Consider the following 13,937-nt stretch of genomic DNA (forward strand, 5'->3'; position numbering starts at 1 on the left):
AGTTCTCCCCTTTAATTTAATTTTTTTAAATTTCTTCTCTTTCTAATGGCATGCTCATACATCTTGGGCCACCACGACCACGGACTAATTCACTTCCTGGTACATAATTCAACTTAACGCCTGCTTCTTCTAATAATTTATTTGTAATTAGGTTTCTATCATAAACAACTACTTCACCTGGTGCGATAGCTAATGTGTTCGAACCATCATTCCACTGTTCTCTAGCAGCAGCAGTTAAGTTACCGCCACCACAACGGATTAAATGTACTTTCCCTAATCCTAAATATTTACATAAAATATTTTCTAATGTATCTTCTTCTTTAACTATTTGCATTTCACCATTATCATCTTGTGAAATAGAGTAAACTGTCAATTCCCCCTCAATTTCTGGGTGAATTGAAAATTTATCATAATCAACCATTGTAAACACTGTATCTAAATGCATAAATTTACGATACTCACCGATATTAAACGCTAAAATATGTTTGAATCCAATATTTTCATCAAAAATATTTTTTGCCATTTTTTGGATAGACGCTGCATCTGTTCTTTGAGAAATACCTATCGCTAACACATCTTTACTTAAAACTAATTCATCTCCACCCTCGATACGAGTTGTTTCTGTTCTATTGTATACTCGAGGAACATTTTTTCCTGCAAATCTTGGATGATAATCAAATATATACTGAGCGAATATTGTTTCGCGATTCCGTGTTTCTGCATACATATGGTTAATTGATACTCCGTTACCAATAGTAGCAAATGGATCACGAGTGAAATACAAGTTAGGCATTGGATCAATAACAAATGGATAAGATGATTCAACCATGTCTGTTAAGTTATTCATTTCAAAATCTGGCAACTCAACTTTTTGCATACCTGCCATTGCTTTGTCAATTAAATCGCGATTAGTTGGTAATGATAATAGAATTTCTTTTGCTTTTTCTTTAGCAGTTGTGCTCTTAATGTCTGCTTCTTCTAGGTATTGATCAACAAATTTCATTTTAACTTCATCATTAATCAACGCCTCCGCCGCTAAATCTTCTAAATAAACTACCTCCACGTCTTTGGATCTTAACAAGTCAGTAAATGCATCATGTTCTTTTTGTGCTTGTTCCAAATAAGGAATATCATCAAATAATAACCTTTCTAAATAATCAGGCATTAAATTTTCTAATTCTCCACCTGGTCGATGCACCAAAACCGTTTTCAATTTACCGATTTCTGAAAAAACTTTGATTGGACTTTCCATGTCAAAAACCTCCTTACGTTGTTTACATTCATAGATTAACAAATAGTTTATTTTTGAACAATATTGAAGTTAGAATTATAAATGCGAAGTATGCATCATTATGTCAATCACTGGATATAAAATACACAAAAACCTATTAAACACCACTAACTTCCCATTATAGATAAATATTTACCCATATTTATTTTTTTTATTCATAAAAAATATCAAAAAATGTAAGCGCTTGTTTTTTTGATTTTATACAACACTTTTTTCATTAATACATTTACATAAATTGTTAATCTATATATATGTCGTTAATATAGTTATAGTAAAATAAATAAGCCGATATTATTTAAAAGTAACATAACATCAGCTTATTTTAAAAAATATGTGAATCTTTTATCAATTGACGCTTAATTATTAAAAATACTATGCTGGAAAAAGGAAGCGTTCAAAATATTCATTTACAACTGCTGCATCTTCTGGGGACTTCGATAAAATCAAGATCGTATCATCTCCTGCAATACATCCCACAATTTCATCAAATGATTGTCTAACACTATCGATCAGCACACCAATTAGTTGTCCATTACCAGGTAAAACTGTTAAGACATTTGTAAATTCAATCTGATTTAGCGAGACACCTGTTTCAGAAACGGCGCTAATCAAACGTTCCTCATTGGTTAATTTCTTAGAAGTCAGAACCGAGTTGTTTAGCAGACGATAGTAAGAACTGCCATTGGTATTATGACTTTTTATTATATTTAACTCTCTCATATCTCTAGATATCGTTGATTGCGTAGCATTTACATCGTGTTGTTTCAATAAATTAATTAAATCTGATTGTTTTTCTATGTTATGTTCGGAGATAATTTTTTTTAAAACGGCTTGACGTGTTTGCTTATTCACCTTTATCCTCCTTGATGATTAGTTTTTCCAAATAACAGTTCAAATATTTTTATAAAAATCTCATACTAAGATAACTTAACCCAGTTACAATACTAATCTTACTAGATAAAATTTAAGTCATCAATCTTTATTTAAAGGTTATTTTCAATTAAGCCTATACCTTCAATTTATTTGTTAATTTATCTGTATTTAAAAAATCATATTGTGAGAAGAATGAAGACAATTTTTCTAATACTAATTGATTTTTTCCAACTTCATCATTTTCAACTTGAAGAACTAATAATGGTTCATGTAAACTCATACGTAATAAAAACCATCCTAGACCAAATTTTCCACTCACATTGACGCGAATTCCTTCTTCATTATCCATATCAATACTAAAACCTTGCGTTTCTGACACCAAATCATGCATCGCAGCAATAACCGATTCTCCTGATATTCGGTAATCTTCACCGCTAATTTTAAATCGAATTTCAGTTGTTTCTTCAGGTTGTTTTAAGTTGGCAATCAGGTCACTCAATTCTTGATTGTTTTCTTTTAATTTTGGCAATAACATCAGAATTTTAGCCACCACATAAGCACCATCATCTAAGAAATAATTTTCTTTAAACGCAGCATGACCACTTGTTTCAATAGATAGTGGTACATCGATTCCCTGGTTGTTTAATCCAATGCCTTTATTAATAACATTACGATACCCACATAAGTAACGCACTTGTTTTCCATCTAAACTTTCAATAAAATCTTTTAAATGACTAGATGTTGGGGAATTCGTTACAATCGTTGCCCCAGGAGATTCTTCTAACACAATGTGTGATAACACGGCAATCAAATTATTACGATTAATCACTTCACCTGTTTTGTCCACTACAGCTGCTCTATCAACATCCGTATCAAAAATCACACCTAAATCAGCTTGTTGATTTAAAACAGCTTGTTTAATACTCTCCATAGCTTCTTTGTTATCTGGATTTGGGATATGATTAGGAAAATGACCATCAGGATTTAAAAATTGACTACCTGTTGTGTCTGCTCCTAATACTTCTAATACTTTTTCAGCAAAAAAACCTCCCGCCCCATTTCCAGCATCTAAGACAATGCGAAATCCTTTAAGCGGCTCTTTGCTTCCAGTTTCTTTTTGTATTTTCTCTACTAAATCATTTGCATACGTTGATATCACTTCTCGTTTTTCAAGTGTTCCTTTTATCTCATTGTCTTCCATATGTGCGAGAGCATGTTCTAAAATGAACGCGATATCTTCATGCTCTGCTCCACCATCTTTGGTAAATAATTTAATTCCATTATAATAAAAAGGCAAGTGACTTGCTGTGATCATGATACCAGCGTCTGCATTGAATGAGTCAAATTGCGTAGCCATAAACATAGCTGGAGTTGTTGATAATCCTGTATCTATCACATGAACATCTTCTGTTAATAACGACTGAATCAGTCCCTCTTTTATCAAGTCTCCAGACAAACGGCTATCTTGTCCGATAGCAATCCTAATAGGTGAATGTGTCACTTTTTTCTCTGTTCTTAACCAAACAACTATTCCTTTAGCAATTTGTTTTGCTTGCTTTGCTTCTAAATTAGCTTCAAACCCCTCAGCAGAAATTGCTATACCTCGAATATCAGAACCATTTTGTAATCGTTTTAACTCTGTCATATAGACATCCTCCTAGTTAGATACTTATTTCACCTTAACACTATATCTATGATTTATATAGTTATGTGTCATACAAACATTATATCAAAAAAACACCTAACTTTTCCTTTTTACTTTATTTTCATAAACGTTTAAAAAGACAATAAATTTTGTTTTAACAAACCTTATCGTCTTTATTATTATTTATCGATAAAAATATTATCATAAACTTGATTAAATTGGGTCTCATCAACATAACCTGTCGTTTCCTCCATTGCAGTCAACATTCATAAAGTCATTTCATACTTTAAAATGTCTTCTATGGATAACTATTTAGCTAACCCAATCGTAAGCCCCGATAAATTTAAATCGCCACTTCCTGCCGGATTTGTTAGGAATTTTAACTCGGTAAAATGAGTCTTCGTATTTCACAAACGCCCCACTTTTACCTAGTGACAAAGTGATTAACATCACAGCCTTAAATAAGGGATGCCTTAACCTGGTACATTGGCATAATCTTCTGTTACTTTTTCTCCAATTAAAGCCTGTAATTCATCATTATGAGATTTGATGGCATGAGGTTTATATTTCCTTGTTAAATACTATCTCCTGATGTGTCTAAGATTACTTTTATTTGACTGTCAGATAATAGCATCCAACAATTGTGAATAGTAATATTCTGACACACCTTTTGGTAAGCTTCCTGATAATGTCACAACATGTCTTAGTTAAGTTTAAAAAATGGTTTCAAACGCGACAAGGTCTTATTCAGTGATAATCGGACCAAAATCCAACATTTCTGTTTGTTTATGGTTATCATGCCATATTGCAATACAATTTCGTGTGTCACCTTGTATATTGGAAAAATCATGCTTAATCCCTTCCTTGGAGAGTTTCTCTCGAATAAAATCACCTCACACACCACCTAACAGTCCAGTATTAATAACTTCTTCTTCCATTTGATGAATCACTCGTGTCACCTTTAATCCTTTACCACCCGCTGTTTTTTTACCTGATCACAACGATTGACATCGTCAAGTATCAATGTACTTAGTGGATACGAAATGTCGACTGATGGGTTCATCGTAACTGATACAATCATTTTTTCACCCACTATGATAATTTATTATGCCAAGATGAAGCTGTCGCATTTAGAGTCTCATTTAGCTCATCCATATTTTGTTTACCTTGTGTGTTTAACCACTCAACAGCGGCTTTTCTTCCTTCTTTGACAAATACTTCGACACTATCTTTCCATGTTGCACGTCCACACAGCACCCCATTAAATGTTGACTCTGACTCTTTTGCAAAATACAACGTGTCTTGGAATAATTTCGCACTCACGCCTGCACTTAAAAAGATAAACGGCAAGTGTGTGCTGTCACTTTGTTCTTTGAAATAGTTTAACGCTTCTTCTTTTGTATATACTACATCAGTTGCCTCTTTAGCGAATCCTTCCACATAATTCATGTTCACTGGCACTTCTACTTTTAATACATCCACTTGATAACGATCTTGTGAGAATTCTTTCATCATCTCATTGACTTTATGCGGTTTAACTTTTGCGTAATCTTTTCCTTTTGCATCATCTATTAGAGCATCATAAGTTAATAATTCAAGATAAAACGGCATATCTTCAGCCACGCATTCTGACCCGATACGTTCCACAAATGCTTGTTTACGCTCATTAATCTCATCAGACTCATCCACATCATAATAAAGCAAGAATTTCACCGCATCAGCTCCAGCTTCTTTCAATCGTAGCGCTGACCATTCAGGTAATAAATCAGGGAAACGTCCTGGTTCAGTCGCATCATATCCTGTTTTTTCATAAGCTAATAACAATCCTGCATCATCTACTTTTACTTTTGAAGCAGGCAAACCGTATTCTGGATCTAATAAAATCGAAGAGGAGTAAGGGGTTAAATATTCAGAAATAAGTTCTTTAAACTCGACAATCGCCGATTTAACATCTCCATTAAATCCTTGTTCTGACAACATACGTTTCAATGCCCCACGTTGGTCAATAGCAAGAGCCGCGATGATGCCGTCTTTTGTCGATAAATGAGTCATACGCGCTAATTTGTTTTCACTGATTTTTTTCATGATAATAATCCCTCTTTCGTATTAGTTAAATGGATGAATCGTAACACCTTGAACAACGCGATTAACTGTTCCTGTGGGTGATGGTGTGTCTGGTTTATTCTTAACTTTCACTGATGTTAATAAGGCAATGATTTGTGCAATCATCACTAAAGGCAACGCTAAAAATCCGTCTGCCAATTGATAATCATTTGTGAGTGATATATTTTTTCCGCTATATTGTGTTTTATTTTGTGATAAAGCAATTGTTTCGACTGCTATAGCGTTTCCATTAATTTCTTCCAAAATATCCACATCATACTGACTAGTGTATGTGTCATTGCTAATGAACCCAAATACTACTGTTTTATCATCCACAAATGATTTAGGGCCATGTCTAAATCCTAATGAAGAATCAAATACTGTTGCGATTTTTCCTGCTGTTAATTCTAGTAATTTCAACTGAGCTTCTCTTGTTAAGCCTGATAGACTCTCAGATCCTAAATAAACAACTCGATTGAAATCTTGCGCTACAATATTAGACAGCGTATCTTCCATCGTGACTACTTGTTCTCCCATATTTACTATCGTCGATACAATCGTTTCGTGATCAGTGTGAACCAAATCAAAGATTAATAAAGCAGCCAAGGTCATACAAGAAAAACTTCCTGTCATAGCAAACCCTTGATCATTCGAACGAGTTGGCATTAACATAACAAAAGAATTTTTATCATCTTTAGCATTAACTGCAAGTTTTCCCTCAGGAGCACAACTAATAATCAAATGCTTCACATTTTTTACAACTTGATTGGCTAAATCTATCGTCGCGACACTTTCAGGACTATTCCCACTTCTTGCAAAAGACACAAGTAACGTTGGAGAATCTTCTTTAAAATAATTTAAAGGCGCTGACACGATATCAGTTGTTGGGATAGCTTCAAAAATAAAATCAGATGTATTCCCATAACGTGTTAAATGGGGTTTAACAAGATCTCCCACGTATGCAGACGTTCCTGCTCCCGTAAAAATCACACGAATTTTTTCAGTTGTTTCTTTTTTAAACCCTTCTAAAAAAGCCTCTAAACTTTCTTTATGAGAATTAAAAATTTCAAGTGTTTCATTCCATAATTCTGGTTGTTGCTTAATTTCATTTGTTGTAATCACTGCACCTATCTCTTCTAACTGTTGTTTAGTCCAATCTAACATGTAAAGCACTCCTTCTCATTTAATTTTTATGGTGTAATACTTTGTATCTAAATTGATCGGCTCTTGCCACACTTAATGTGTATTCAATGATTTCATTTTCTTGATTCACTGTTTTTCTGACTAAGTTTAAGGCAGCTGAACCTATTGGGACTTCAATGTATTCGGCATCTTTGTCACTCACAATGCTGGCATAAAATTCTTCTTCTGCGTATTTTATTCGTTGATTATATGTGTCATAAAACACATCATACATTGGCTTTTCTTCCAACATCTCACTTGTTAACCCTTCAAAACGTTTGTATGGTAAATACGTTCTTTCTAACATCATTGGCTCCCCATCGGCTAATCTTAATCGTTTAATTTTAATTAACTGACTTCCCTTATGTACTCCCAGTTGTTCACTTAAATAGTTATTACTTTCAACAACTAAAAATTCTAAAATTTTTGTTGAGGGTTCTTTTCCTAAAGACTTCATTTGTTCTGTAAAACTGTAGGCTCCTGTTAGGTTTAAAATGCTATCTGATACACCAGAAACAAACGTTCCTTTGCCATGTTTTTTATAGATAAACCCTAAATTTTCCAATTCTTGTAAAGCTAATCTAACGGTTGTTCGACTAACACCGTGAATCTCTGCTAACTCTCTTTCTGATGGTAATAAATCATGCGCTTGATGTTCTTTTTCAATAGATTCTTTTAATTCATCAACTAGTTGACCATATAATGGTTGCTTCTTATTTTTCATATTCTCCTCCTAATACCACTTTCAATACCAACTGGTAGTAACCACTTATATTATCAATTATTTGTTATTAAATGTCAAGGGTGACATGGATTTAAAACAGACTTATTTACTCTAAATAGGGGATAAAACTGGTTATTCTGCTATAATATAACCATGAAAAGGAGTGTTTTAATGACGTACTTTAAACATCTATTTACCACAAGAAAAACAAATGATTCCTTTCTCCGTCTTTTAAGAGCTGGATTGGCCATGTTTATCACACTTTTATTTGCTATCGTATTAGATAATACTTTGATTGCGACAATTGGCATTATAGGGGCCTTCTCTTATTTGTATTTCCAATATACGTTGGTTAAACAAAATTTTATTTATATATTAGGACACGGTGTTAGCTTGTACTTAGCATTTACACTAGGCATACTATCTAGTTATAAAACGGAAATGATTCCCTTCTTAATAAGCAATATCTCTTTTATCTGTTTCATTACAACGAAATTATTTAATGTTCCAAAACCTGATTACTTTTTTATTTTAATGTTATTTGCTACAGGAACTAACTTACAGAATACTCATAATGTATTACAAACAAGTCATTATTTATTATACGGTATTTTAGGAGCTATTATTTCTGGTATCATTATTTCGTTATTATTAAAATTACCATTAAACCAACAATTAAAAACTAATAATAAACTGAGTGTACAAGACAAGTATTATATTATGATCTATAAAGACCCTGATATTATATTAAAAGCATTGCAATTTTCTTCTATCATTTTCTATTCAGCTTACCTTTCAACTCTGTTTAATGAGCAAAACGGCTATTGGATTTTAATTACTTCTGTCGCTATTTTAGGTGGAGAAAACATGGGTGATATCAAAATCTGTTCCCACTAAAGATTGATTGGTAGTATTGTCGGTTTAGTACTAGGTGTTATTTTAATTAACTTATATTTACCAAAAATCATTATCTATTTATCGGTTGTGTTACTAAATATTGGTGTTGTATTTTTCATACCAAGAAATTATGCCATCGCCAATTTTTTTACTAATCCACAAATCTTATTATTAAGTACCTTGAACTCTACCTCTGTCAACCTATTAATCGTACCTTACCGTTTACTTACTACTCTTATCAGTTGTCTTCATTGTGTTAATACTCATGTATTTATTTGATTACGGGCTATCTATTTCAAAAAAACAATACTAAAAACCACCACTTTACGGCTTAAAGCATAGTAAAGTGGTGACTTCATTTTTAAAACAATCTCATATAATTCTCTTCATTGTTTCTATCTATTTTCACAACACCGAATTGTCCATAGACTGGATGTCCATCTATTTTATATAATTTGTGGCCTGAATAAGTATCTTCAATCATCGAATAAATCAACCACTCTTGTCCATCTATTGTGATTGCCATTCCGTAACATTTTTCCTCTGAGCATAACTTATTATCAGTTTTTTGTACTGTGGTTTCTTTGACTACAACATTACTGTATTTAGTCAGAACAGTATATTGAGTTGGTTGACTACTTGTTGCCATAATTTTTTCATTAACAACTAAATCATTGTATGTTGGGGCAAAAAAACTTTCTTCTACATGTATTGATTCTTCACTGAAATAGGCATAATATCGCTTATTTTTTATATCCAAGCTAACATGATCCTGTTCTTGTCGTGCTTTTATCTTTGGATTTAAATTAAAATAGCGCGTCATATTAGAAAATGCATTATCTCCTATATCAACAACCTGATCTAAAATGATAAAACTATCTAATTCTTTTATATATAATACTGTCCGCACGACTTTAAAATCTCCATTAACTTGAGTGTCGACGTACGCACTTCTTACGGCCCAAAAACGATCATCTTCATAGACACGGTTAGATAAACTTGTTGGAACAGTTTCAAATCTCCATGAATCCAAGACCTCACCAAATGGATGACTATTTATCACAACGGTATTGTGTTGCGGTGCTTCTTTTAATAAATATCTAAGCGGTGACTCGACGTAAGTTAAACGTCCGCTATCTACCAAGATATTATCACCACCAAGTGTGACATCAATGTGGCATAAACTAAGATGCCCATGCCCGCTCCCTAATGGGCCATTGTATAAATGGGCGTACGATGACATAGAATCCCAATCATTGTGGTAATAATAATTCCCTGTAAAATCATCCGTCATTGTTTTCGGATAATTAGTGGCTACTTTTTTTGAAAGATTTTCTTGCCATGCTAAATACTCAGTTTTGTATCGACTAAAATAGAGCAATAAATAATCGACGCTCACTTGACGAGTAAAAAGTTCAGGTAAATCCTGTTGATAAAGTAATGATAATGTCTGTATCACATCTTCCACTCGCATCTCATCTGTGTCCCCTTGTAAAATAGTCGTGCCTTCTGGTGTCACAAAATGTGGCATAAAATGATACATAGATAATATTTTTTCTTCTAATAGTTTCTGTACCGGTTCATCTCTTAGTACTTGGCTTTGATGAATACAGACAATACTTCGCAACACCTCCATAAAATATAACGGCGATTGTTCCCAGTGATTTCCTGAAGGTTGGATTTGCAATCGTAATTGATTTGTTAAACGATTTAACATACGCTGATAGATACCTGATTCTTGTCGTATACCGATGCGTTTTGATGTAATAAAGAAGCCTGTTACTATTAGTATCCCCCAGTTACTCAAGTCATATTTATCAATATAATGATCATCTAGATAGCTTGTCTGTTGTTCGATACTATGTGCTATTTTTTCACTTTCAGAATTACTCAACATAGACCTCTCTTCTAAATAGTGAATCGTCATCTCCCAATACATCAAACGAATCCCCGTATCAATTGTTCGCCAATTTTCGGACGTTTGATTTTGAGTAATCCAATCTAGCAATAAATTTTTCCCTTTTTGTAAATAAATACTGTCCCTTGTGATATCAAAACTTAGACACAAATCTAGTAAATATTCTTGACGATTAAGCATATAATTCCACTCTTCATCTTCAAATGGGACATGTGTCCAGTCAATGCCATCAACAAACGCAATAATGTCACGGCATGGTTCCATATCATATGGGTGAATAAATTGAAATTTGTTTTCTAGTAATAACTGACTATTCGTATGCATCAACATGATATTTGCCTCTTGTTTATCAAAAAATGTCCTCTTCATTCTCTCGTCTCCTCTAACAAAAAGAAGCCACGTTCATCTATATAATAGAGTTATCGTGACTTCTTTACTTGATTATTTTTCTTCGTTGTATCGACCAATGAGTGAGTGTTTATCCACTCGAATAATGGTATCTTTAGCTATTTTTAGATGAACAATATGTTCGTCAATTCGACTAATTTTTCCAATAATCCCACTATTCATCATGACTTGGTCACCAACTGATAATTCATTTAAAAAAGATTGCATATCAACTAATTGCTTTTGTTGATATTTTTTCTTTGCAAGGGGTAAAACAACAACATAAAGTATGACAAGCAGTATGAGTAAGATAATCCCGAATGTTTTCATATTTTAGATACCTTCTTCTTCAGTAACCGATACATCTTCCACTTTTTCTTCAGAAATATCAGGCATTACCATCAACATTTCTTTGCTTTCAGCCATACTATTTGACAGCTCAACAGAAACATTATCTGTCGTTAAAATACCCATGCTGTTTTTCATATATAAATCTAAAATTAGATTTAAGGACACACTAGATAAGATAAATTGATTTTTTTTGCCTAGTTCTAATAACAAACGTGTTGCGATTTGATGAGGCGCGCCCCCTGTCATATCAGCAAAAATCAAGACATTGTCATTTTCTGTTAAAAAGGCTGTTAATTGTTGTTCGTACTCTCCATGAGTTAAATTGTGATCTAAATCAAAATAGTGTAACTGTTCATTACTTCCTGATAATAATTTTAAAGCTGAACAAACTCCTGACGGGAAATTCCCATGACCGACTATGCATACTTTAAACATTTTTATTCCACCCTACTATTTTAAGATTCCTAGCATTGATAAAGCGATACCTAACACAATAAGCAATGCAATCAAACGGTATGTTGACCATTTGTATTTTCTGATTAAGACATATACCCCTGCTGTAACTAAAACTGGTAAAAGATTTGGTGCTATTTTATCAAACACTGTTTGAAGAGCCACTACTTGATCTTTACCTTCAACTTTTGTCACATATTCAAGTGCTAAATTGGCTTTAACAAATGATACAGATAATCCTGAAATGACCGTTACACCAATTGTTGTCGCAATTTTTGCGATACTTGCCATTTTTTCACTCAATGTATCAATGACATTTGTTCCTAGTTTATAACCTAAGTAACCCATCAACATACGTAAACCAAATGTGATACCAAACATACACACGATGAAGAAGATAGGACCAGCTATTAAGCCATCTAATGCCATACCTGCTGCAATGGTTGAGAACAATGGTGCTAAACCAAATTGAGATAATGAATCCCCAATCCCTGATAAAGGTCCCATCAACGCAAACTTAATAGCACGTGTGTCTTCTTCATTTTGTCCACTATCATACATGGCTAATTGCATGCTTGTAATAAATGGAACTAACTGAGGGTTTGTGTTATAAAACTCTAAGTTAGAAATGGTAACGTCTTTCAATTTTTCTTCGTCATCTTTGTAAATTTTTCTAAGAGAAGGGAAAAGAATATTTGCATACCCTGTTCCTTGATAATTTCCATAGTTAAATCCGTTTTGTAACACATATGAACGTAAACTTGCTTTAAAATAATCTTTTTTCGTTAATACTGGTTGTTGGTTAGATGCCATCTTCGATTACCTCCTCTTGTTCGTCTGCTTGTCCATTGCCTTTGTTATAGAAGTTGTTTAATGCAAGGATTGCGCCGGCAAATGCTAACCCAATAACTGGCATTGCTAAATAAGAAATACATACATAACCTAATAAAATAGCTGGAATGAATTCTTTTTTCACCATAACGTTTAAAATCATCGCAAAACCAATAGCTGGTAACAAGCCACCTGCAACAGATAATCCTGAAATAAGTGCTTGAGGAATAATGTTAACAAAAGCACGTAATACTTCAATACTCATTGTTGCAACTAAACCAATGATAAATCCAAATACTCCAAAACCGATAAATGTTAAGTTTGATGTTAATTTAAATGATTTGTAATTTCCTTCTTGGATAGATTTTGTTGCCCAAGAAAGTGATCCGGCATTTAATGAATAGATAAATGTAATCACAAATTGAATCATCACAGCAAATGGGAATGATAAAGACAATGCTGTTGGCACGTCCATTCCTGTATCTTTTAAAGCAATTGCCATAATAGTCCCAACAACACCTGGTCCGATTGGGTTAGGTGGAACAGTTCCTCCAGCCCCAACACCAAATCCCATAAAGGCTAATTCAGCTGTCGCTCCCATTAATAACCCCGTTTGAACATCACCTAAAATAAGTCCGACACCAAATGATAAAAAGATTGCACGGTTAGTGTAAGTACCAATTAACTGACCGATTAAACAAAATGAAACAAATAACCCTACTAATAATGCCTGTACGAATGTTGCATCCATTTATTTTACCTCCAACGATTAATTTTCTTCGACGTATTTGTTTAAATCTAACCCACCACCAGCGTCGCCGCCCATTGGTGTTGTTTGTGTGTTGAAATGTATCCCGTGTTCATTGTGTAATGTTTTCAAGGCAGCTAAATCCTCTTCACCAAGTGAAATGTAATTAGTTAATTGTTTTTTACCTTCTGTAAAGTGAATGTTTCCAACGTTTAATTCTTTGATTGGCACGCCTCCTTCAACTAAACGTAAAACATCTTTAGGATTTTTAGCTACTAGGAAAATCGATTGTTTAGGTGATGCTTTATGGATTTTGTCACATGTTTCTTCTATGCTGAAAAAACGCATCCCAATTGATTTTGAAATTAGTGATTTCATTAATGTTTGTTGAATACTACTTGTTGATACCTCATCATTGGCTACAATTACTAAGTTTGCTCCAAGTGAATTAATCCATAATTGTCCTTGTCCATGAATCAAGCGTTCGTCAATTCTCACCATTTTAATATTTGGTTCTGTCATTGTTTTTTCCTC

General features: G+C 33.4%; 14 protein-coding genes. 2 read left to right on the top strand and 12 right to left on the bottom strand.

The genetic code is table 11. From position 1 onward, the window contains the following. Nucleotides 1-25: 25 nt before the first annotated feature. The 6 genes from arcA to MN187_RS09070 all read right to left on the bottom strand — a co-directional run bounded on the left by arcA (nt 26) and on the right by MN187_RS09070 (nt 7,818). Nucleotides 26-1,252 (bottom strand): arginine deiminase, encoded by a 1,227-nt coding sequence (arcA, locus tag MN187_RS09045; protein WP_117973637.1) that lies wholly within the window; start codon nt 1,250-1,252, stop codon nt 26-28. 411 nt (nt 1,253-1,663) lie between these two features. Beyond that, nucleotides 1,664-2,143 carry an arginine repressor gene (locus tag MN187_RS09050; RefSeq protein ID WP_117973639.1) on the bottom strand — a complete coding sequence of 160 codons (480 nt, stop codon included), beginning with the start codon at nt 2,141-2,143 and terminating at the stop codon, nt 1,664-1,666. A gap of 154 nt (nt 2,144-2,297) precedes the next feature. Continuing rightward, nucleotides 2,298-3,809 carry a phosphohexomutase domain-containing protein gene (locus MN187_RS09055; protein WP_242093879.1) on the bottom strand — a complete coding sequence of 504 codons (1,512 nt, stop codon included), beginning with the start codon at nt 3,807-3,809 and terminating at the stop codon, nt 2,298-2,300. 1,092 nt (nt 3,810-4,901) lie between these two features. Next, the gene (lacD, locus tag MN187_RS09060; RefSeq protein WP_242093881.1) at nt 4,902-5,894 is read right to left on the bottom strand and encodes a tagatose-bisphosphate aldolase; all 993 of its coding nucleotides are present in this window, start codon (nt 5,892-5,894) and stop codon (nt 4,902-4,904) included. 21 nt (nt 5,895-5,915) lie between these two features. Beyond that, complete coding sequence (locus MN187_RS09065; RefSeq protein ID WP_242093883.1) at nt 5,916-7,076, bottom strand: SIS domain-containing protein; 1,161 nt, start codon at nt 7,074-7,076, stop codon at nt 5,916-5,918. Nucleotides 7,077-7,095: 19 nt separating this feature from the next. After that, nucleotides 7,096-7,818, bottom strand: a complete 723-nt coding sequence (locus MN187_RS09070; RefSeq protein ID WP_242093886.1) for a GntR family transcriptional regulator — start codon at nt 7,816-7,818, stop codon at nt 7,096-7,098. Nucleotides 7,819-7,989: 171 nt separating this feature from the next. Between MN187_RS09070 and MN187_RS09075 the strand changes: the two genes are divergently transcribed. Next, a complete protein-coding gene (locus MN187_RS09075; protein WP_242093887.1) occupies nt 7,990-8,715 on the top strand; it encodes a hypothetical protein in 726 nt (241 codons plus the stop codon). Nucleotides 8,716-8,718: 3 nt separating this feature from the next. Beyond that, complete coding sequence (locus MN187_RS10655) at nt 8,719-8,994, top strand: FUSC family protein (protein ID WP_371821038.1); 276 nt, start codon at nt 8,719-8,721, stop codon at nt 8,992-8,994. 82 nt (nt 8,995-9,076) lie between these two features. Here MN187_RS10655 and MN187_RS09080 read toward each other — a convergent pair whose 3' ends face one another. From MN187_RS09080 to MN187_RS09105, 6 genes are all read right to left on the bottom strand, one after another. Beyond that, the gene (locus tag MN187_RS09080) at nt 9,077-11,002 is read right to left on the bottom strand and encodes a heparinase II/III family protein (RefSeq protein WP_242093889.1); all 1,926 of its coding nucleotides are present in this window, start codon (nt 11,000-11,002) and stop codon (nt 9,077-9,079) included. 72 nt (nt 11,003-11,074) lie between these two features. Continuing rightward, on the bottom strand, nt 11,075-11,350 hold the full coding sequence (gene yajC / locus MN187_RS09085; protein WP_117973655.1) for a preprotein translocase subunit YajC: 276 nt from the start codon (nt 11,348-11,350) through the stop codon (nt 11,075-11,077). 3 nt (nt 11,351-11,353) lie between these two features. Continuing rightward, a complete protein-coding gene (locus MN187_RS09090) occupies nt 11,354-11,806 on the bottom strand; it encodes a PTS sugar transporter subunit IIA (protein WP_242093891.1) in 453 nt (150 codons plus the stop codon). Between the two features lie 15 nt (nt 11,807-11,821). Then, nucleotides 11,822-12,637: a PTS system mannose/fructose/sorbose family transporter subunit IID gene (locus tag MN187_RS09095; RefSeq protein WP_079346280.1), complete on the bottom strand. Its 816-nt coding sequence runs from the start codon at nt 12,635-12,637 to the stop codon at nt 11,822-11,824. Then, nucleotides 12,627-13,406, bottom strand: a complete 780-nt coding sequence (locus MN187_RS09100; protein WP_117973659.1) for a PTS mannose/fructose/sorbose/N-acetylgalactosamine transporter subunit IIC — start codon at nt 13,404-13,406, stop codon at nt 12,627-12,629. The genes MN187_RS09095 and MN187_RS09100 overlap by 11 nt, the downstream gene beginning before the upstream one ends. A gap of 18 nt (nt 13,407-13,424) precedes the next feature. Next, complete coding sequence (locus tag MN187_RS09105) at nt 13,425-13,925, bottom strand: PTS sugar transporter subunit IIB (protein WP_117973661.1); 501 nt, start codon at nt 13,923-13,925, stop codon at nt 13,425-13,427. Nucleotides 13,926-13,937 lie beyond the last annotated feature (12 nt).

This window comes from Vagococcus sp. CY52-2, from assembly GCF_022655055.1.
Taxonomy (GTDB): Bacteria; Bacillota; Bacilli; order Lactobacillales; family Vagococcaceae; genus Vagococcus.